Raw genomic sequence first — 20,089 nt, forward strand, 5'->3', positions numbered from 1 at the left:
TTTGCCTTTCTCAAACAAGTGACAGCGTTGTCATTTGTTTCATTAGCATAGTCTTAACTTTTATAAAAATGCAATGAAATAATCCGATTAAGATAAATATTTTTATATATGATGTTTTTTTGACAATGATTAAAATCAAATGCTTCTGTTTGTTTTAGTTAAGGCTATGTAATTAATGAATTATTTTTTGGTTGAAAATCAAGGTGTCAAAAAAGAAGAAAAATACTTAAGCGTTAAACATTAAGTGTTAGGGTTACCATCTAGCAACTGTTGCCACTTTTTATCATCTGCGAGTTTTATTTTATTTGAAAAGGTTGGGCTATTGAAGAGCGTTAGCCTTAGTTCAAATTCATTAAGAAATTCATCAAGGTTGAGATCAGCGATGCATCCATCATGATTGAGAACTCATTAGGCTATTGAGGATGTTGCGAGTTTTTGATTTTGGGTGGATCAGGAGTATGAGTTTTTATTTACGTTACTTTGTAAGGAATTTACTCAGGGTGCATATGAAGGTACATATAAGCAAAACGGGCTTATCATTACTGATAAGCCCGTTTCATTACAATCACTTAGACGCTAGGTCTTAGTTCATGCCGTATTTCTTTAATTTCTTACGTAAAGTACCACGGTTGATACCTAACATATTAGCAGCGCGCGTTTGGTTGCCACGAGTGTGTTGCATGATGATGTCTAGTAAAGGTGCTTCAACTTCGCACAATACCATTTCATATACTTCAGAAGCTTCCTGACCGTCTAACTGAGAGAAGAAGTTAGTCACGGCACGTTTTACTGCGTCACGTAATAACTGCGGCTTGATAGTGCCGTTTGCTGTTTCGATTTTGCCTACGGTAAGCTGGTGAACTTCTGTGTTAGTTGTCTGATCAAACATTCTATTCTGCTCTTTATTAAATTCTAAACTAATTCATCAAAATAACATTCTACGAGGGAATGTTGCTGGGCAGCGGTTTCAAGCCGATTGAAGTCAGCACGAAATTGGCGCTGTTCCTCATGGTTTAGGTACCACCCGACATGCTTTCTAGCAAATCGGACACCTTTGTATTCGCCATATAAGTCATAAAGTTTATTAAGGTGTTCAAGCATCACAGTGCGTTGCTCTTCTGCCTTAATTGGCGCTAACTTTTTACCTGTTTCCAAGTAATATAGGATTTCTTTAAAAATCCATGGCCTTCCTTGTGCACCTCTTCCAATCATCAGGGCGTCAACGCCAGTGTAGTCAAGCACAAACTTGGCCTTCTCTGGTGTGTCGATGTCCCCGTTGGCGACAACAGGAATTGAGACAGTCTGTTTAATTGCTTTAATGGTGTCGTACTCAGCAAAGCCTTTGTACATGCATTGTCTGGTTCGGCCGTGAACGGCGAGCGAGACAATGCCACAATCTTCAGCAATTTGGGCTATTTCAACACCATTACGATGTTCAGGCTCCCAACCTGTGCGGATCTTTAACGTTACTGGCACATCTACTGCAGCAACCACGGCTTGTAAAATCTCTTTTACTAAGCTTGGGCTTTGCATTAGCGCTGAACCCGCAAACTTTTTATTCACTTTCTTTGCTGGACAACCCATATTGATATCAATGATATGCGCACCTTGTTCAACGTTGAACTTGGCAGCGTTAGCCATCAAATCAGGGTCTGCACCTGCTATTTGTACGGAGCGTATACCTTCTTCACCAGAATGCATCATGCGCTGGCGGCTTTTATCGCTGTCCCAAACCTCAGGATTAGATGAAAGCATTTCTGATACGGCTAAAGCTGCGCCATAGCGTAAGCAGAGATTTCGGAAGGCCTGATCGGTGACACCTGCCATTGGTGCCACAATCAGCTGATTTGACAGTTGATACGGGCCAATTTGCATTGCGAACTTCACCTTGCTCTCCAAAGGGGCGCTATAGTAGCCCTTTTTTACGCTTGTGAAAAGGTCAATAAATGACCTAAATGCAACTTTTTTGCTTGACTTTTATTAGCCGTCACATCTTTGACTAATAAATGGCAAATTTCGGTTATTTTTGAGCACTGGTGCGAGTTGCAGAGAGACTTTTTCCTGTATACAAGTGTCAATAAACAATGTTAATAACCTGTAAACTAGGATGGATGCACTCAATTAGCTCAAAATATAGCCCGTAATTGAGTGCATTTTAGGCTTGCGAGTGGACTACTTACGCACCCCTGTTAAGCGGCTCCAGTCTTCTTTGTTGCTAACCGGATCCATGACGAACCATTGGCTGTAAAAGTCGGATACTTCTTGTGCTTGTTCTTGTAATAAACCCGATAGTGCCAGTTTACCGCCCACACGTACTTTTTCTGCTATCAATGGCGCGAGTTCTTTTAACGGGCCAGCAAGAATATTGGCGACTAATACGTCTGCTTGTAAGTTGGCAGGTTGATCTTCTGGTAAATATAACGCCAGTTGATCGACGACATCGTTCCGTTCTGCATTGGCTTTTGAGGCGTCAATAGCTTGATAGTCAATATCAACACCCGTGACTTTCTTAGCTCCGAGTTTAATTGCTGCAATGGCCAAAATGCCTGAACCACAACCAAAGTCGATAACTTCTTGGTTTGATAAATCTAGGCTGTCTAACCATTCTAAACACAAGGCCGTAGTAGGGTGGGTGCCAGTACCAAAGGCTAAACCAGGATCGAGAATAACGTTAACCGCGGTCGGATCAGGAATTTCACGCCAGCTTGGGCATATCCATAAGCGTTGACCAAATTGGATTGGGTGAAAGCTGTCCATCCACTCGCGGATCCAGTCTTTGTCTTCGACTTGTTCAATTTTATGAGTAAAACCTTTACCCAGAAATGGCATAGATTCTAAAAACTCGATGGTTGGCGCTAAGTCTGTGCCTGCATCAAATAATGCAATCATAACAGTGTCTTGCCACAGCGGTGTTTCACCAAGCTTGGGTTCAAAAATAGGTTCATCTTGGCCATCTTCGTAAGTGATGGAAAGCGAGCCTTGATCCATTAATAAGTCGCCAAGCATGTCGGCATTATCGCGATGAGTGTGAATACGTAATTGGATCCAAGCCATGGGGTTTTCCTAACTGTGGTAAAAGTAGTATCAAATTGGCGCTTATTATACCCAAGTTATTTTAAGATGCTCGTTTAGGTGAGAGTTTATTGGTTATTAGCTCGGTGAAGAGGGATCCTTCACGGCCGTGTTTAGATTAAAAAACGCGCTGGATGTAAAACATGCAGCGCGATTAAGTGATGAAGTACAGCGGATTAACGAAGCAGAGCGTTAAGCTACAAATCCTTCCAGGACTATTTTCCCGACACTCGTGTTAGTTTCTATTTGCTGGTGGGCACGGGTCAAGTTAGCGGCATTGATGTGACCATAATGTTCACCCAGAGTGCTTTTTATCGTGCCGGCATCAATGAGTTGGCTCACTTCATTGAGTAAGTGGTGTTGGGCAATCATATCGTCGGTAGCGAACATGCTACGGGTAAACATTAATTCCCAGTGCAGTGAAATGCTTTTTAGTTTTAGCTTCATAATGTCGATTGGTTGTAGGGGATCGTCAATTAAGGCTATTTTGCCCTGTGGCTGAAGCGATGTGACGATTTCGTCAAAGTGACTGTCGGTGTGATTTAAACTGATAATATGGGTCACGTTATCAAAACCGGCATTATTTAACTCAGTTGATAAGGGTTTACTGTGGTCGATCACAACATCGGCTCCTAAGCTCAGAACCCAATCGCGGCTTTGCTGACGAGAGGCTGTAGCAATCACTTTAGCGCCAGTAAGTTTAGCTGCCAATTGCACTAAAATAGACCCGACACCACCGGCTGCACCTATAATCATAATCCGCGCATCTGTTGCGCTGCCATCTTTAGGTAAGCCCAAGCGATCAAATAAAATTTCCCACGCGGTAATGGTGGTTAACGGTAATGCTGCCGCTTGTGCATCTGTTAATGATTGCGGTTTATGACCCACTATCCGTTCGTCAACCAACTGATATTCGGCGTTGCTTCCTTGGCGAGTAATGTCACCTGCATACCATACTTTATCGCCAACTTTGAATAAACTGACCTGATCACCAATGGCTTTGACGGTACCCACTGCATCATAACCAATGATGTTAGGCTGGCCTTCTGCAGGCTGTCTTGCTTGACGAACTTTTGCATCTACAGGGTTAACGGCTATGGCTTGTACCGCAATTAATAAGTCATGCCCAGTGGCCACTGGCGTTGCAATTTCAATGTCTTGAAGTGCATTTATCGCATCAATATTGCCTGCTTGATAGTATCCAATCGCTTTCATGGTGACTCCTTGGAGTGGTGAAGAGTGTCAGTTATGCTGAGTTTATACGTGCTGAATGCTAGGTTTTGGTTATTGTGGCCTAATTTATTGTTAAAATTAACAGGGTAATATTTGTATCTTTACCAAATTATTTTTGGTAAAGATGAGGCTGACACAAGCAAAATAACCGAGTATTTACGCTGGGATGACAGATGTTAATTAACGATTTAAGCTTGTTTGTTAGGGTGGCTGATTGTGGCAGCATTGCAGGCGCAGCAGTTGAGTTAGATATTTCAGCTGCCGCCGCGAGTGCCGGATTAAAGCGCTTGGAGAAACAATTAGATGCAGTGCTGTTTATTCGTACAACTAGAAGCTTACGGTTAACTGCGCAGGGTGAGCGTTACCTTATTCATTGTCGTGAAGCATTAGCTAGCTTGCTGTTAGGTGAGCAAGCATTGGCGAGTGAAAAAGGGACTATTTCGGGCGAGTTAACCGTTTCTGTATCATCGGATTTTGGCCGTAATGTGTTACTGCCATGGTTAGATGGCTTTTTAAATGATTATCCTAATTTGTCGATTAAGTTAGATATTGGCGACAATTTGAGTCATTTCTTACATGATAAAATTGATATTGCTTTGCGTTATGGTCAGCCGCCTGATTCTAACCAAGTGGCATTTACGATTTGTAATACTCGACGTATTTTATGTGCTTCGCCTGGTTATATTGCTCAACATGGCATGCCAGAAACCTTGGCACAGTTAAGCCAACATAACTGTTTAATTTTTAAATTAGACAAACGTGATCATGATTTATGGTCGTTTAATCGAGATCAGCAACAATATAAAGTTCGTGTTAGTGGCAATCGTAGCAGTAACGATGCAGAAATTACCCGTCGCTGGGCTGTTGCGGGCCAAGGAATTGTATTTAAAGTGGCTCTTGATGTTGCTGATGATTTGAAAACCGGCAAGTTAGTACCGATACTTACCGAATATATTGGTGAGTCAGTTGCGCTAAACTTGATCTGTCCTGGTCGCGAGCATGTCACTCCGGTCATGTTGCTATTACGCGATAAGTTACGCCAACATTGCCAGCAAATATTACCGTAATGCTACTTTTTTAGGTAAAGCGTTCGATAGGTTTGAACTACCGAACACTCGTGCCAATATTTAGTTAACTATCAGTATTGTTTAGATTTTACTTTCTAGTTTGTGTGACCAGCTTCTAACTCCCGCTGATTAGTAGGTGAACATTATCACGGTTTGATGATTGTTCATTGCCGCTATTGAAAAACTCTTGCTATGGTCAATACTTGTTATTGTGCCTGACAGGATATGATGCTTTATGGCTGCGAATTTTTTGCAAGGGAAAGCCGACCGTGCGGTAAATACCGATAAAGGTTTTACTCACCCTCTTTGGGCTGCTCGTGCGGATAAACTACAAAGTCTATCTGGAGTGTTGCTGGGGCTCTTTCTGGTGCTGCATTTGCATTTTGAGTCGAGTATCTTGTTTGGCAAAGAAGCTTTCTACCAAGTGGCACAGTTTCTTGAGGGCGGAGTATTTAGTGAAACTGGCCATGGCTATCCTTTGGTGACCCAAATTTTTTCCTGCTTTATGTTATTGGTTGTGCTGATCCATGCGGTATTTGCCTTACGTCGTTTTCCGACTCAATTAGGTCAATGGCGCGCCTTACGAAATCAAATGCGTTTTTTACCCCATGAAGATACCAAAATTTGGTTTTGGCAAATGATCACGGGTTTTTTATTGTTCTTCCTCGTACCAACGCATTTATTCACCATGATAACCCATCCTGAAATAGGCCCACATCTTTCGGCTGAGCGGGTGTATCACTTCAATGCTTGGGCGTTATATATCCTGCTATTACCGGTCGTTGCGGTGCATGGCGTATTTGGTTTATATCGCGTGGTGGTGAAATGGGGCTTGGTTGAGCAACGTTTTGCCATGCTCAAATTTGCTAAGGTGTTGTTAGCGTATTTAATGGTGTTAGGAGTGGCGAGTTTGCTGACTTATCTTTTGATTGGCCACTCGTTAGCGTTACCCGTGGTGCCATATATGTCGACCTTATAAGGAATTCGCATGAAAATTATCTATACCGACACCTTAGTGGTTGGCGCAGGGCTGGCAGGATTAAGAGTCGCGATAGCATCAAAAGAGCGCGGACTTGATACCTTAGTTTTATCGCTTATTCCTGCAAAACGTTCTCACTCTGTCGCTGCCCAAGGTGGAATGCAAGCCAGTTTAGCCAATACCATTAAAGGTGCTGGTGACGATGAAGATATACATTTTCAAGATACGGTAAAAGGTTCTGACTGGGGCTGCGATCAAAACGTGGCACGAATGTTTGCTCATTGCGCGCCTAAAGCGGTAAGAGAGTTGGCTCAGTGGGGCGTCCCCTGGACTCGAGTGACTAAAGGCGACAGACAAGTGATTGTTAACGCAAAAAAGGTCACTATTACTGAGGCTGAGGCTGCTCACGGATTAATTAACGCGCGTGACTTTGGAGGCACCCAAAAATGGCGCACTTGTTATACCGCAGATGGTACCGGTCATTCTTTGTTGTACGCTGTCGATAATAAGGCTATTTCGTTAGGTATTCCTGTGCACGAGCGCATGGAAGCATTAACCCTTATCCACGACGGCAAGCGCTGTCATGGGGTGATTGCTCGCTGCTTAATTAGCGGTGAACTGCGTGCTTATATCGCTAAATCGACCACCATTGCCACTGGTGGTTACGGACGGATTTATGCTGTGTCGACCAATGCCATGATTTGTGAAGGTATCGGCCAAGCGTTGGCGTTAGAGACTGGCGTCGCGACGCTGGGCAATATGGAAGCGGTACAGTTTCATCCTACGGCTATCGTACCGGTGGGGATTTTAACCACAGAAGGCTGTCGAGGTGACGGTGGTGTACTGCGCGATAAAGACGGTTACCGCTTTATGCCTGATTATGAGCCCGATAAAAAAGAGCTAGCTTCTCGCGATGTGGTCTCTCGCAGAATGACCGAGCATATCCGCAAAGGTAAGGGGGTCAATAGTCCTTATGGGCCGCATTTATGGCTAGATATAACCTTATTAGGTCAAAAGCACATCGAGACGAATCTGCGTGAAGTGAAAGAAATTTGTGAGAACTTTCTGGGCATCGATCCGGTAAAAGAGTGGATTCCGGTTAGGCCGACTCAGCATTATTCTATGGGGGGCATTCGGACTAAGGCGAACGGAGAAAGCCCGCAATTATCAGGATTGTTTAGTGTTGGAGAAGCCGCTTGCTGGGACATGCATGGCTTTAATCGGCTCGGCGGTAATTCTTTGGCGGAAACTGTGGTTGGCGGGATGATTATTGGTAAATATGTTGCTGATTTTGGTGAGCAAAATAGTTTGGTGATTGATACTGAATTAATTGCGCAGTTTGCGCAGCAGTTACAAACTGAAATAGATCAGTTAATTGACGGCGAAGGTACTGAAGACCCCTTTAAGCTTAAAGCTGTGATGCAAAAAATTATGATGGATTACGTGGGTATTTTTCGAAATGGGCCGGATCTTGAGCTGGCTGTTAATCAATTGTCTGAACTACTTGAACGTTCGAAAAATTTGGGCTTAAAGTGCAAAAAACGTCATGCCAACCCAGAATTAGTTGAGGCGTTAAGGATTAAACGGATGCTGAAAGTCGCGCTTACCGTTGCATGTGGAGCCCATGCTCGCACAGAAAGTCGTGGCGCCCATTCTCGTGAAGACTTTCCACAACGTAACGATAAAGACTGGTTAAACCGGACATTAACCAGTTGGCCAGATACCGATAGTTTTCGGCCCCAACTGCGCTATGAAGCGATTGATGTCATGCAAATGGAGTTACCGCCCGGGTATCGCGGTTATGGTATTGATAATGTTATTGCTCATCCTGATACGCAAAAACGTCAGCAACAGGTTGAAGCTATTTTGGCTGATCTAGATGAAAACACCGATAGGCATGTCAAGCAAGCGGCATTAATGCCTTTTGAGTTACCCGAAGAATATCAACCAGGAAATCAGCGATTAACTGATGTCATAGCGAATGCTTCGACGGGAGTAAAGTAACATGAGTCAAGCTCGTACGTTAACCTTCTCTATTTTTCGATATGACCCACAAGAGCCTGGTGATAAAGCGAAAATGGTCAGATACAGCCTAACTGAAACACCCGGAATGACGGTGTTTATCGCCTTAAATCAATTACGTGAAACTCAAGACCCTTCGCTGCAATTTGACTTTGTTTGCCGTGCAGGTATTTGTGGCAGTTGTGCCATGGTGATCAATGGTAAACCGACTTTAGCTTGTCGAACCTTAACCGCTAATTATCCTGATGGGCATATTAAGCTTATGCCATTACCAGGCTTTGAGCTGATTGGCGATTTATCGGTGAATACGGGCAAATTTATGCGCCAATTATCTGAGCGTTTAGCGCTGTGGTTGCATCCCAATTCAGCTGATAATGATATTCATCGAATTGAAACACCGATGTCGCCAGAGGAAGCTACCAAACTTTATGAGTTAGAGCGATGTATAGAGTGTGGTGTGTGTGTCTCAGCTTGTGCCACTAAACAAATGCGTGAAACCTTTGTTGGCGCTGTGGGGATGATGAAAATTGCCCGTTTTGAATTGGACAGTCGTGATACTCGCAGTGCAGATGATTTTTATCATGTGATTGGTAATCAAGACGGTGTTTTTGGCTGCATGACATTATTAGGTTGCCAAGATACTTGCCCGAAAGATTTACCGCATATGCAACAAATTGCCTATTTACGTCGAAAAATGGCATCTGTTTAAGGCGGGAAGAGCGTTAATAAACGCTAGAATGATAACCGGCGATAGCAAGCAAAAAGCATAGAGGCTAGGGCGCTTGGCTGCTAGATGCTATACAAGCTAAGGCTTTAAAAGCAGTAACCAGCGCTAGAATGATAACAGCGATAGAAAGCAGAAAGACGAGATGTTAGAGCGCTTGGCTGCTAGATGCTATACAAGCTAAGGCTTTAAAGCGGTAACCAGCGCTAGAATGATAACCGGCGATAGCAACCCGAAAGGCTAGAGACTAATACTTTTATCGCTGCGGATCGGGAGAGTAGGACTGAGTCTTATCAAGATCTTTAGTCATAGGTTATTGAGACATAAAAAATGCCGCTAAATTAGCGGCATTTTTGCGATTATAGTGCGTGTTGGTAATAAATTACTTAGCGCGCTTCATTGCAGTGAAGAATTCTTCGTTAGTTTTGGTCATCGCTAATTTATCGATTAAGAATTCCATTGCTGAAACTTCATCCATTGGGTGTAAGATTTTACGTAAAATCCACATCTTCTGAAGCTCTTCCGGTGTCGTTAGTTTTTCTTCACGACGAGTACCAGAGCGGTTGAAGTCAATCGCTGGGAATACGCGTTTTTCAGCGGCTTTACGAGAAAGGTGTAACTCTTGGTTACCAGTACCTTTAAACTCTTCGTAAATCACTTCATCCATTTTTGAGCCGGTATCAACAAGCGCGGTAGCGATAATGGTCAAGCTGCCACCGTGTTCGATGTTACGTGCTGCACCAAAGAAACGCTTTGGACGATGCAGGGCGTTAGCATCGACACCACCGGTAAGCACTTTACCTGATGATGGGATAACCGTGTTATATGCACGAGCTAAACGAGTGATAGAGTCTAACAAAATCACCACGTCTTTTTTATGCTCAACAAGACGTTTTGCTTTCTCGATAACCATTTCGGCTACTTGAACGTGACGGCTGGCTGGTTCATCAAAGGTAGAAGCAATCACTTCACCTTTAACCATGCGTTGCATTTCGGTCACTTCTTCAGGACGTTCGTCAATCAGTAATACCATTAACACCACATCAGGGTTGTTGTAGGTAATACTTTGAGCAATGCTTTGAAGTAATAATGTTTTACCCGCTTTAGGCGGCGCAACAATCAAACCACGCTGACCTTTACCGATCGGTGAACATAGATCAAGGATTCGCGAGGTGATGTCTTCAGTAGAACCATTACCGCGTTCCATACGAAGACGTTCTTCAGCATGAAGTGGGGTTAAGTTTTCAAATAGGATTTTATTACGAGAGTTTTCTGGTTTATCGAAGTTAACTTCACTGACTTTCAATAGTGCGAAGTATCTTTCGCCTTCTTTTGGCGGTCTGATTTTACCAAAAATGCTGTCACCGGTTCGCATATTAAAGCGGCGGATCTGGCTTGGAGAAACATAAATATCGTCAGGACCCGCAAGGTATGAGCCATCTGAACTTCTTAAAAATCCAAATCCATCTTGGAGGATTTCTAATACACCGCCACCGAAAATGTCTTCTCCGCTTTTAGCGTGAGCTTTCAAAATAGAGAAGATGATATCTTGTTTACGGGTACGAGCCATGTTTTCCAGATTCATACTTTCAGCAAGCGAAACTAGATCTGAAATTGGCGTGTCTTTTAATTCTGTTAAATTCATGTATGGGAGTCTTGTATTGCGCGACGAAGCTTACCGCAATCAATCAGTAAGGTTGAAAAGATATTTTTTGATTGATAAGCGAGAAGAGGTTAATTGAAAAAATCTGATGATTAAATTAGCACTTTATGTGTTGGCCGTCCAGAAATTTAGACTAAATAAAAACTAAAAATGGCACAAATTGTTTAAAACTTGTGCCATTTAACATTTTTAGCTACTTCTGATTAGATTTTAGCGTCAATGAATTCTTTTAGTTGCGTCTTTGATAATGCACCCACTTTGGTTGCTACCAACTCGCCAGCTTTGAATATTAACAATGTTGGAATGCCACGCACGCCGTATTTAGCTGGTGAAACGCTGTTTTGGTCAACGTTAAGTTTTGCTACGGTCAGTTTGCCTGCATATTCTTCAGCAACGTCGTTGAGAATTGGAGCAATCATTTTACAAGGACCACACCACTCAGCCCAGAAGTCTACTAATACTGGTGTTTCAGACTTTATTACATCGTTTTCAAAGCTGTCATCGCTTAGGTATACAATTTTATCGCTCATGTTGTTCTCCAGATTTGGTTCCATTGCTAGTTTATTAATGGCTTACCATGTATATTGGGTCAGTTAAATAGCTTTTCAAGAGACCGTTTTAGTAATGTAGCTATTTCAAACGATCGAATCTTTTTTTGCAACCCCTACAGGTATGCTTGTGCTATGAGCCAAACACATTTATCGACCAAGAAATTCGCCGACTTCCCTTTAAAGCCCGAAGTACTAGCGGCGTTAAACGAGAACGGCTTTGAGTTTTGCACGCCCATTCAGGCGTTATCTTTACCAATATTACTTAATGCAAAAGACATTGCCGGACAAGCCCAAACCGGTACAGGTAAAACCATGGCCTTTTTAGTGGCCACGTTTAACCATTTATTAACCGTTGCTGCACCAGAGGGTCGCAAAGTAACAGAACCTCGCGCTATTATAATGGCGCCAACCCGTGAGTTAGCAATACAAATAGCCAAAGACGCTAATTTATTAGCGGCACATACCGGACTCAAAGTCGGTATTGTTTACGGTGGCGAAAGCTATGAAACTCAACGTGCAGTATTAGACAAAGGCGTTGATATTCTGATTGGTACCACAGGGCGTATTATTGATTATGTTCGTCAAGGTGTCATCAGTTTAAGCCACATTCAAGCAGTAGTGCTTGATGAAGCTGACCGTATGTTTGACCTTGGTTTTATTAAAGACATTCGCTTTTTATTCCGCAGAATGCCTGATGCTAAGTCACGCTTAAATATGTTGTTTTCTGCCACGCTTTCAATGAAAGTGCAGGAACTAGCTTATGATCATATGAACGACCCTGAAAAAGTTGAAATTGAACCATTAGAAAAAACCTCTAAAAATATCAAAGAGGAAATTTTCTATCCGTCAATGGAAGACAAGATGCGTTTATTACTGAGCTTAATCGAAGAAGATTGGCCAGATAAAGCGATTGTGTTTTCGAACACAAAACACAGCTGTGAAAAACTGTGGTCTTATTTAGAAGGTGATGGTCATCGAGTGGGTTTGTTAACTGGTGATGTTCCACAAAAGAAGCGTATTCGTATTCTTGAGCAATTTACCTCTGGTGATTTAGATTTATTAGTTGCAACAGATGTTGCCGCTCGTGGCTTGCATATTTCTGATGTGTCACACGTGTATAACTATGATTTACCAGATGATTGTGAAGATTATGTGCACCGTATTGGCCGTACAGGCCGCGCAGGACAAAAAGGCATTTCGGTGAGTTTTGCATGTGAAGAATATGCATTAAATCTTCCCGAAATTGAAACCTATATCAATCATTCAATTCCCGTATCTAATTACGATCGAGATGCACTATTGGATGATATTCCTGCACCGGTTCGTATTCACCGCAAGCCTGCGCCATCTCGCTCACGCGATGGTGCGAGTAAAGGTGCGCATCGTAGTGGCGGCAATACTTCGCGTCCTCCACGTCATAGGACCCGTAGACCATAGTCAATGCTAACAGTATCTCAACCCTATGCGGCGATAACATTAGGTTCTAACAGTTTTAATATGTTGGTGGCTAATTCGGTGGGAAATAAACCGATTGTTATCGCTAAATATAAGCGTAAAGTTCGCCTTGCCGAAGGTATAGGTGACGATGGCATGTTGTCTGAACATGTTATGCAGCGTGGTTTAGAATGCTTGGCCATGTTTGCCCAGATGTTAAAGCAACACCATATTAATAGTGCTAACGTTGCCGTATTTGCTACCGCGACATTGCGTGTTATTGGTAATGCCGATGAATTTCATCAACGTGCGATGCCTATTTTACAGCATCCCATTGAGGTGATTTCAGGGCTACGTGAAGCTGAACTCATTTATCAAGGCATGGTGGCCACCACTAAAGGTGAGGGGCGCCGGTTAGTGATAGATATTGGCGGTGCCAGTACCGAGTTTATTATTGGTGACGGTAGTAACGTGCTGTTTAAAACCAGCCTGCCAATGGGATGTGTGCTGTTTAATCAACGATTTTTTAGTCAAACACCACTACAAATCATCGATGTTGAACAGGCAATAGACTATGTTAATCATATTTTGGCTGAATGTCGGCCTCAGTTGCTCGACTTTGGTTGGCAAAGTGTTGTCGGCGCTTCTGGAGCTGTGCAATCAGTCGTATCTGTATTACAGCACAGACAACGCCCAGAAGTGATTACCCTTAAGATTTTGTATGCTTTTCGTGATGAAATATTATCGCAAGCAGATGCCAGGCTTAGTGGCATTAAGGGCTTAAATGCCGAACAAGCTCCTACATTTGCGGCGGGAGTGGCAATATTAATCGCGCTATTTGAAAGTCTTTCTATTAGTCGTTTACATCTTGCTGGTGGTGCACTTCGTGAAGGTGTATTACAACTGTTAGCCGATCGTATCGCCGCTAAAGCATCGATGTAGTGGCTGACATAAGCGCAATAAAAAATAGGTCGCCCATGGCGACCTTTTTTGATTATTTAAGTGATGACGATATTTGAGTTAAATAAGTCATTTACATCACTACTTTAAAATCTCAACTAAATCGGCTTCTAATGTGGCTTGCGGGCGTTCAACGATACGACCTAGCTCATTGCCCTGTTGTTTAACGATAAACGTTGGAATTCGGCTGAATGCGTATTTTGCCGCTAAACCTTCAGGATCCTGCTTGTTTCGGTCGACACCAATGTATTCAACCTCAATGTTGGGATTGGCTGCCGCTTCAATAATTCGCATAAAGTGCGGTGTTTCGCGATGGCAGTCTGGACACCAAGTGCCAATAATCACCACTATTTGTATCGGTTGTTTAATGGCTTTGAGTACATCGATGGCTTGCGCATCAACTTGATAATTAGTGAACCCTTCAGCATAGCCTGGTAATTGAGTTGTTAGAGTTTGTGGTTGGATTATGCCAGTTAAAATCACTTCTTGTTTCTCCTCGCTGCATGTTGCAATAAAGCCTTGTTGATCTTTTTCAAATGCGCATCCAGGATTTGCTGATGCGGCCATAGGCAACATTTGGGTACTGAAAAAGAGTGCGGTTGTGGCCAATAATGTTCGAACGTTATTGTGCATGATAATGTCTCGCTTAAGAAGAAAATACTGTACTTGAGTGTATTCAAGCATGCTTAATCAAGTCTGTTAAGAGGCGATAGCTTATGATGCAATGCTGATCACGATAATAGGAGGATTCACTTACTCAATAGGGTTAATGCTAGTGCAGAGTCTTGAGTATAAAATAAAAAGCCAACCCTGAATGGATTGGCTTAATACCTCAATAAGCGAGTTTTATTGGTTTTGCTCTTTAAGCCACTGGGCCGCGCGTTTAGCAAAGTAGGTTAAAATACCATCGGCACCAGCACGTTTAAAGCAAAGTAACGACTCCATCACAATGGATTTTTCTGCAAGCCAACCGTTTTGAATGGCAGCCATGTGCATGGCGTATTCACCGCTGACTTGATAAGCAAAAGTCGGTACCGCTAATTCTGTTTTAACGCGGTGTACTATGTCTAGATATGGCATACCGGGCTTAACCATTACCATGTCGGCACCTTCTTGGATATCTAATGCCACTTCATGTAATGCTTCGTCGCTATTGGCAGGATCCATTTGATAACTGTGTTTATTGCCACCTTTTAGGTTGCTAGCCGATCCGACAGCATCACGAAATGGTCCATAATAGCTGGATGAATATTTAGCGGAATAAGCCATAATTTGGGTATTCACAAAGCCATTAGCTTCTAGAGCTTGGCGAATTGCGCCAATACGACCGTCCATCATGTCTGATGGCGCGACAATATCAGCACCTGCAGCAGCATGTGATAGCGCTTGTTTGACTAAAATGTCTGTAGTGATGTCATTGAGGATATAACCCGTATCATCAATGATACCGTCTTGCCCATGAGTCGTGTAAGGATCTAAGGCGACGTCAGTCATGATGCCAAGCTGTGGGAATGCTTGCTTTAATTCACGTACTGCACGTTGTACTAAACCATCAGGATTATAAGACTCTTCTGCAAGTAAGCTCTTTTTATCTGCCGGTGTTACCGGGAATAACGCGATAAGTGGAATACCAAGTTCAACCAGTTCAGCGGCCTCTTTTAATAATAGATCAACTGAAAAACGCTCGATACCCGGCATTGAAGCAATTTTCTCTGAACGTTGAAAACCTTCCAACACGAACATTGGATAAATCAGATCGTTAACGGTTAAAGTATTCTCAGACATTAAACGACGGCTAAATTCATGTTTACGCATGCGGCGCATTCTGCGCTGTGGAAAAGCACTGGTAATAATATTCAATTTCGACTCCTGGTTTAGATCGTGTCTGTTTCACGCTGGTAATAGCAGACTTGGTTTCGACCACTGCGTTTAGCTTGATACAGGGCTTTATCTGCTTGTTCTAGTAATAACATTGGATGCTCATCACTGTCGATAATGGTCTCGCTAATACCAATGCTAACAGTAACGGGTATTGTGTCTTCATTGTGTACTATGTTGAGTTCACTAACGGCTTGGCGAATTTGCTCTGCAACGAGCAGAGCACCTTCAATATCTGTGCAAGGTAAAATAATAGCAAATTCTTCACCACCAAAACGTGATACGAGATCCGTTGGACGTTTTACGTATTCAGACAGTGTGTTGGCTATTGCCCTTATGGTGTGGTCGCCACCAAGGTGTCCATATTTGTCATTAATATTTTTAAATTTATCGATATCAATCATTAGCAAAGACATTGGCGTTTGCTGACGACGGCTAATACGACCTTCAGCAATGAGACGGCGATCAAAAGCGCTGCGGTTTTTTACCCCTGTCAGGCTATCGATAGTATTTTGCTCAGTGAGCTTTTGATTAACCTCACTTAGTTCGCGCAAGGTAATTTCTAACTCAAGGGTACGCTCTTGTACCATTTTTTCCAATTTTTCACTGTTCTCTGCTTCACTTCGAAGTGCTTCTTCGCGGGTTTCTCGCAATTTTTGTGCTTGTTCTAACGTGTGTTGCTGGATCTCAAATTTGGCTTTTCGTTCATCGTTATAGCGTAACGCAAGCACTGCAGCCATCGTAATAACTTCAAAGGTCAGCCCTAGCATTATGGGTATTTGCGGCGATATATTGGTAGAGATCAGGCCAAGATAAATGAGTCCTGTAACAATACAACCCAACATAAATCCCATACGGCCAATGGCGTATAAAGGGGCATTCCGTTGGCCGCCGAAGGCTTGGATCAATGAGAATGCCATCAAGATAGTACTGATTGTTAATACCACAAATACCAATACATACAGGGCAGAGCTGTAATTAATAAATGGCATGACAATCGTTAACCCAAAACTCAGTACTGCCATGATGCGGCATATACGTAACATTTTCAGATTATGATATTTAAGTTGTAAAACTTTCTCAGTAAACATCAATGAAAATCCCAGGGTTAAGGGGATAACAATAATGAAAATATACTGCTGCATAATGGGCCATTGAGGCCACAAATAGCGAAATGATACTCCGTGTATTGACGCCGAGAGTATCGTGAGCCCTAATACATAGCCGCTGTAATAACTGTAACTAAAAGATGCAGAAGCAAGTGCAATGAATAAACTGAACAAGCAAATCGCAAGTAGTACACCTATTTGCATGCCACTGAACAAGTTCTTGGTTTCGGTCAGTTGGGTAAGATCATTCGATGACCACAATATCAATGGTAAGCTGATGGTACCTTTATTATCGATTTTGAGATAAAAAGTATGGGTATCACCAGGTTCAAAGTTAACGGGATATAAAAAAATATTACTTTGTAATGGCCGTTGCTTAAACGGTAATGTATCTCCCATGACTTCAGTGCTGACCAGTTCCCCATTAATCAGGTGGTATATTTTAATGCTGTCGAGCAAAGGATTGTCTAAGGCAATAATGCGTGCAAGATGATCATTGGGGGTAAATATACTAAAACTCACCCAATAGTTTTTAACGCCTATTTTATAGGGTTGATCTGTGTTGAGCTTTTTCCAGCTATTTTCTGGCTGTTGTAATAATTGGCTTAGGGTTTCAATGTCGTTACTTTGATTGGCATATACCCAGTCTTGCAATTCAATTTTGGTGATGGAATTAGCGGTTAGCCGCAGCGGAGTAGGGTAAAGGGTATTAGACCAACTACTTTGGCTAATGAGCAGTAAAAAAAGTCCAACAATAATCCTAACATGATATTGATTGTACAGCGTCAAACAACGATATTTTATGCTCATAATGCGTCGTTACTCGTGTGTAGAACCATAGGTAGTTGGAAAAAATCACAACTGTTTTGGTAACATTGTTGCGCTAGTAATATCGGCGACTGTTGACGTAAATTAGCCATATACTCAACAATATAAGGTAAGTATTGGGGTAGGTTCTTACTCGATTTTGGTTTAGGTCGCATGCTGCGCGGTAATAAATAGGGGCTATCTGTTTCTGCCATTATGCGATTATTGGGGATCAAAGGTACTAGTTTTGCTAAATCTTGGCCTCGGCGTTCATCACAAATCCACCCCGTAATACCAATATATAAATCTGTGTCTAGGCATTCAATCAACTCATCTCTGTTACCCGTAAAGCAGTGAAGTAAAGCATTTGGAAGTTGAGTTCGATATTCATTTACTATGGCAATAAAGTCGCTGTGGGCTTCACGGCAATGCATTAAAACCGGCATATTGAGTTCACAAGCCAGTTCTAATTGGGCGGAAAATGCTTTTCTTTGGGCTGTACGCGGGGAGAAATCACGATTGTAATCAAGGCCACACTCACCAATCGCCACCACAGTATCTTGCTGCGCAAGTTGTGTTAAACGTGTTTTGCTGTGTTGATCCCAAGAGGATGCATGATGGGGATGAACACCGGTAGTACAGTAGAGTTGTTGCGGATATTGTTGGCAGGTTGATATGGCTTCAGTGCTTTCATCGAGATCGCTGCCAATAACAATTAACGGCGAAACATGGTGTTTCGCCGCATCATTAATAACAGTGTCAATATCGTGCTTAAGCCTTTCGCTAAGCAGATTGACAGCAATGTCGATGTATTGAGTCATGTCATCATAATCAAAGTAATCAGGCTACTTTAATCGTTTAACTCGAGTCGTCGCATTACGATCATCACTGCCTAATAAAAACGAGTTTAATGCACCCGTTTCAATGAATATGTGTTGACCCTTTTTGATTTTATAATACTTGGAGCTATTTTGTTTCCACACTTGGCCATTGTTCAATGTGATTATAAATGCGCCTAAAGCATCTTTTTTAACGCTAACAACCTCGGAGTAAATCTTACTGACTTCATCTTCTATTACTTTCTTTTGCAATCCAAAATCATCAACGCTTAATGCTTTTGGGCTGGCAACAACAGATACTGCAGCGGCTGGGACTGTCGCGACTTCAGGTGCTATAGAATTGACAGGGCTTGCAGTAGCCATAATATGGGCACTGGGTTTAGCATTCGCCGCTAATGTGTCATAACAGGTCAATCGCGCCGTTTTGTCGGTTTTAGCGGCGCATATAGACAGCTGCTGACCAAGATTGGTATTGGCATATGCATTAGCTGACATCAATATGATCCCAGCAGCAATTAAACTTAAACGCATTGATTGTTCCTTATTATTATTTGCTTCTGAGCCTTAGAGACTTGTGCTATTGCCTAACTATCAGCTTGTTCGTTCTCTGGCTCATCATCTTCATTTTTACTGTAAAAACGTGCAGCGATTAGCCCACCTTCAAACAATAACAGCATTGGGATTGCTAGCATAGTCTGCGAGATAATATCTGGTGGTGTCAGTATCATACCAATAACAAAGGCGCCGACAACGATATAAGGACGTTTTTGACGTAACTCGTCAGGTGTAGTGACACCCGCCCAACAAAGTAAAACCACTGCTACTGGAATTTCAAAGGCTAAACCAAAAGCAAAAAACAGCTTTAAAATAAAACTCAAATAACTGCTGATATCAGTAGCGACTTGAACGCCTTCAGGAACTACGCTGGTAAAAAAGCCGAAAACAACCGGAAAAACGATGTAGTAAGCAAAGGCTATTCCAAGGTAAAACAGCAAGGTGCTACTAGCCAATAAGGGCACGACTAAGCGCTTTTCATGTTTGTATAACCCAGGGGCAACAAACGACCATACTTGATAAAGGACATAGGGAATGGCAATGAAAAATGCTAACACCAATGTCAGTTTAAATGGTGCAAAAAAGGGTGCAGCCACGTCGGTTGCAATCATGCTACCTGTTGCTGGCAGCGATCGCATTAATGGTAGGGCGATGTAGTGATAAATATCGTTGGCCCAATACACAATAGCAATAAATACCAGTAATACGCTGCCAATGGCTTTAAGCAATTTATTACGTAATTCAAGCAAATGGCTAATAAGCGGTTGCTGTTGCGACATGAATTATCCGTTTTATTTAGGGGTTGAGCTGCTTTCGCTAGTCACTTCGGATGACTTAGCTTCTGCGACAGGGGCCGAAGGTTCAGTTGGTTTTGTTGGAGTAACAGGTGATGTGTCTTCAACTTTGTAAGGTCGATTCACAGATGCAGCCGCTTTTTTTAACTGATCAATTGATTCTTGTAGCTCTGGCGATAAACCAGATAAGCCTTTGCTTTCCGCTTTTTTTAAATCAGCATGCAACTGATCAATTTTAAGCTCTTGTTCAAGTTCATCTTTGACAGAGTTAGCCATGCGCTTGAGTGCGCGGATCCAACCCGTTACTGAACGCACTGCAATCGGAAGTCTTTCGGGGCCGAGAACCACTAGCCCCAAAATACCGATCAGCAGCAGCTCCATAAAGCCGATACCGTCAAACAT

At 42.5% G+C, this 20,089-nt stretch carries 19 protein-coding genes; 6 read left to right on the forward strand and 13 right to left on the reverse strand.

Annotated elements, in window-relative coordinates:
* Positions 1 to 583: 583 nt before the first annotated feature.
* From fis to GW828_RS16695, 4 genes are all read right to left on the reverse strand, one after another.
* Complete coding sequence (gene fis, locus GW828_RS16680) at positions 584 to 889, reverse strand: DNA-binding transcriptional regulator Fis (RefSeq protein WP_011635942.1); 306 nt, start codon at positions 887 to 889, stop codon at positions 584 to 586.
* A 23-nt stretch (positions 890 to 912) separates the two neighbouring features.
* Entirely contained in the window at positions 913 to 1,875 is a 963-nt protein-coding gene (gene dusB / locus GW828_RS16685; RefSeq protein WP_124017241.1) for a tRNA dihydrouridine synthase DusB, read from the reverse strand.
* A 297-nt stretch (positions 1,876 to 2,172) separates the two neighbouring features.
* On the reverse strand, positions 2,173 to 3,054 hold the full coding sequence (gene prmA / locus GW828_RS16690) for a 50S ribosomal protein L11 methyltransferase (RefSeq protein WP_124017242.1): 882 nt from the start codon (positions 3,052 to 3,054) through the stop codon (positions 2,173 to 2,175).
* Between the two features lie 210 nt (positions 3,055 to 3,264).
* Complete coding sequence (locus GW828_RS16695; protein WP_273060018.1) at positions 3,265 to 4,287, reverse strand: zinc-binding alcohol dehydrogenase family protein; 1,023 nt, start codon at positions 4,285 to 4,287, stop codon at positions 3,265 to 3,267.
* Between the two features lie 191 nt (positions 4,288 to 4,478).
* Between GW828_RS16695 and GW828_RS16700 the strand changes: the two genes are divergently transcribed.
* From GW828_RS16700 to GW828_RS16715, 4 genes are all read left to right on the forward strand, one after another.
* Positions 4,479 to 5,372 (forward strand): LysR family transcriptional regulator, encoded by an 894-nt coding sequence (locus GW828_RS16700; protein WP_273060020.1) that lies wholly within the window; start codon positions 4,479 to 4,481, stop codon positions 5,370 to 5,372.
* Positions 5,373 to 5,607: 235 nt separating this feature from the next.
* Entirely contained in the window at positions 5,608 to 6,351 is a 744-nt protein-coding gene (locus tag GW828_RS16705; RefSeq protein ID WP_273060022.1) for a fumarate reductase cytochrome b subunit, read from the forward strand.
* Between the two features lie 9 nt (positions 6,352 to 6,360).
* Positions 6,361 to 8,355, forward strand: coding sequence for a fumarate reductase flavoprotein subunit (locus GW828_RS16710; protein WP_273060024.1), 1,995 nt, complete (start codon positions 6,361 to 6,363; stop codon positions 8,353 to 8,355).
* A 1-nt stretch (position 8,356) separates the two neighbouring features.
* On the forward strand, positions 8,357 to 9,082 hold the full coding sequence (locus tag GW828_RS16715; protein ID WP_273060026.1) for a fumarate reductase iron-sulfur subunit: 726 nt from the start codon (positions 8,357 to 8,359) through the stop codon (positions 9,080 to 9,082).
* Positions 9,083 to 9,479: 397 nt separating this feature from the next.
* Here the strand turns inward: GW828_RS16715 and rho are convergent, their stop codons facing one another.
* Positions 9,480 to 10,742 (reverse strand): transcription termination factor Rho, encoded by a 1,263-nt coding sequence (gene rho, locus GW828_RS16720; protein WP_273060028.1) that lies wholly within the window; start codon positions 10,740 to 10,742, stop codon positions 9,480 to 9,482.
* 221 nt (positions 10,743 to 10,963) lie between these two features.
* A complete protein-coding gene (gene trxA, locus GW828_RS16725) occupies positions 10,964 to 11,290 on the reverse strand; it encodes a thioredoxin TrxA (protein WP_124017249.1) in 327 nt (108 codons plus the stop codon).
* Positions 11,291 to 11,443: 153 nt separating this feature from the next.
* Between trxA and rhlB the strand changes: the two genes are divergently transcribed.
* Both rhlB and GW828_RS16735 read left to right on the forward strand, forming a co-directional pair.
* Positions 11,444 to 12,748 carry an ATP-dependent RNA helicase RhlB gene (gene rhlB / locus GW828_RS16730; protein ID WP_124017250.1) on the forward strand — a complete coding sequence of 435 codons (1,305 nt, stop codon included), beginning with the start codon at positions 11,444 to 11,446 and terminating at the stop codon, positions 12,746 to 12,748.
* Positions 12,749 to 12,751: 3 nt separating this feature from the next.
* Positions 12,752 to 13,687: a Ppx/GppA phosphatase family protein gene (locus GW828_RS16735; RefSeq protein ID WP_124017251.1), complete on the forward strand. Its 936-nt coding sequence runs from the start codon at positions 12,752 to 12,754 to the stop codon at positions 13,685 to 13,687.
* Positions 13,688 to 13,786: 99 nt separating this feature from the next.
* Here GW828_RS16735 and GW828_RS16740 read toward each other — a convergent pair whose 3' ends face one another.
* The 7 genes from GW828_RS16740 to tatB all read right to left on the reverse strand — a co-directional run bounded on the left by GW828_RS16740 (position 13,787) and on the right by tatB (position 20,089).
* Positions 13,787 to 14,338, reverse strand: coding sequence for a thioredoxin family protein (locus tag GW828_RS16740; RefSeq protein WP_124017382.1), 552 nt, complete (start codon positions 14,336 to 14,338; stop codon positions 13,787 to 13,789).
* 213 nt (positions 14,339 to 14,551) lie between these two features.
* Positions 14,552 to 15,565, reverse strand: coding sequence for a porphobilinogen synthase (hemB, locus tag GW828_RS16745; RefSeq protein ID WP_124017252.1), 1,014 nt, complete (start codon positions 15,563 to 15,565; stop codon positions 14,552 to 14,554).
* 14 nt (positions 15,566 to 15,579) lie between these two features.
* Positions 15,580 to 17,502, reverse strand: a complete 1,923-nt coding sequence (locus GW828_RS16750; RefSeq protein WP_273060031.1) for a sensor domain-containing diguanylate cyclase — start codon at positions 17,500 to 17,502, stop codon at positions 15,580 to 15,582.
* Entirely contained in the window at positions 17,499 to 18,320 is an 822-nt protein-coding gene (locus GW828_RS16755) for a TatD family hydrolase (RefSeq protein ID WP_182755749.1), read from the reverse strand. The genes GW828_RS16750 and GW828_RS16755 overlap by 4 nt, the downstream gene beginning before the upstream one ends.
* A 24-nt stretch (positions 18,321 to 18,344) precedes the next feature.
* Positions 18,345 to 18,869 carry a hypothetical protein gene (locus tag GW828_RS16760; protein WP_124017255.1) on the reverse strand — a complete coding sequence of 175 codons (525 nt, stop codon included), beginning with the start codon at positions 18,867 to 18,869 and terminating at the stop codon, positions 18,345 to 18,347.
* A gap of 53 nt (positions 18,870 to 18,922) precedes the next feature.
* A complete protein-coding gene (tatC, locus tag GW828_RS16765; protein WP_124017256.1) occupies positions 18,923 to 19,672 on the reverse strand; it encodes a twin-arginine translocase subunit TatC in 750 nt (249 codons plus the stop codon).
* A gap of 12 nt (positions 19,673 to 19,684) precedes the next feature.
* Positions 19,685 to 20,089 (reverse strand): Sec-independent protein translocase protein TatB, encoded by a 405-nt coding sequence (gene tatB, locus GW828_RS16770; RefSeq protein WP_273060035.1) that lies wholly within the window; start codon positions 20,087 to 20,089, stop codon positions 19,685 to 19,687.

It is taken from the genome of Shewanella vesiculosa (genome assembly GCF_009994065.1).
GTDB lineage: Bacteria > Pseudomonadota > Gammaproteobacteria > Enterobacterales > Shewanellaceae > Shewanella > Shewanella vesiculosa.

What these genes read in the sequence shown, in the direction of transcription:
- fis (WP_011635942.1), bottom strand. Translation starts at nt 889, where the DNA reads ATGTTTGATCAGACAACTAACACAGAAGTTCACCAGCTTACCGTAGGC.
- dusB (WP_124017241.1), bottom strand. Translation starts at nt 1,875, where the DNA reads ATGCAAATTGGCCCGTATCAACTGTCAAATCAGCTGATTGTGGCACCA.
- prmA (WP_124017242.1), bottom strand. Translation starts at nt 3,054, where the DNA reads ATGGCTTGGATCCAATTACGTATTCACACTCATCGCGATAATGCCGAC.
- GW828_RS16695 (WP_273060018.1), bottom strand. Translation starts at nt 4,287, where the DNA reads ATGAAAGCGATTGGATACTATCAAGCAGGCAATATTGATGCGATAAAT.
- GW828_RS16700 (WP_273060020.1), top strand. Translation starts at nt 4,479, where the DNA reads ATGTTAATTAACGATTTAAGCTTGTTTGTTAGGGTGGCTGATTGTGGC.
- GW828_RS16705 (WP_273060022.1), top strand. Translation starts at nt 5,608, where the DNA reads ATGGCTGCGAATTTTTTGCAAGGGAAAGCCGACCGTGCGGTAAATACC.
- GW828_RS16710 (WP_273060024.1), top strand. Translation starts at nt 6,361, where the DNA reads ATGAAAATTATCTATACCGACACCTTAGTGGTTGGCGCAGGGCTGGCA.
- GW828_RS16715 (WP_273060026.1), top strand. Translation starts at nt 8,357, where the DNA reads ATGAGTCAAGCTCGTACGTTAACCTTCTCTATTTTTCGATATGACCCA.
- rho (WP_273060028.1), bottom strand. Translation starts at nt 10,742, where the DNA reads ATGAATTTAACAGAATTAAAAGACACGCCAATTTCAGATCTAGTTTCG.
- trxA (WP_124017249.1), bottom strand. Translation starts at nt 11,290, where the DNA reads ATGAGCGATAAAATTGTATACCTAAGCGATGACAGCTTTGAAAACGAT.
- rhlB (WP_124017250.1), top strand. Translation starts at nt 11,444, where the DNA reads ATGAGCCAAACACATTTATCGACCAAGAAATTCGCCGACTTCCCTTTA.
- GW828_RS16735 (WP_124017251.1), top strand. Translation starts at nt 12,752, where the DNA reads ATGCTAACAGTATCTCAACCCTATGCGGCGATAACATTAGGTTCTAAC.
- GW828_RS16740 (WP_124017382.1), bottom strand. Translation starts at nt 14,338, where the DNA reads ATGCACAATAACGTTCGAACATTATTGGCCACAACCGCACTCTTTTTC.
- GW828_RS16750 (WP_273060031.1), bottom strand. Translation starts at nt 17,502, where the DNA reads ATGAGCATAAAATATCGTTGTTTGACGCTGTACAATCAATATCATGTT.
- GW828_RS16755 (WP_182755749.1), bottom strand. Translation starts at nt 18,320, where the DNA reads ATGACTCAATACATCGACATTGCTGTCAATCTGCTTAGCGAAAGGCTT.
- GW828_RS16760 (WP_124017255.1), bottom strand. Translation starts at nt 18,869, where the DNA reads ATGCGTTTAAGTTTAATTGCTGCTGGGATCATATTGATGTCAGCTAAT.
- tatC (WP_124017256.1), bottom strand. Translation starts at nt 19,672, where the DNA reads ATGTCGCAACAGCAACCGCTTATTAGCCATTTGCTTGAATTACGTAAT.
- tatB (WP_273060035.1), bottom strand. Translation starts at nt 20,089, where the DNA reads ATGTTTGACGGTATCGGCTTTATGGAGCTGCTGCTGATCGGTATTTTG.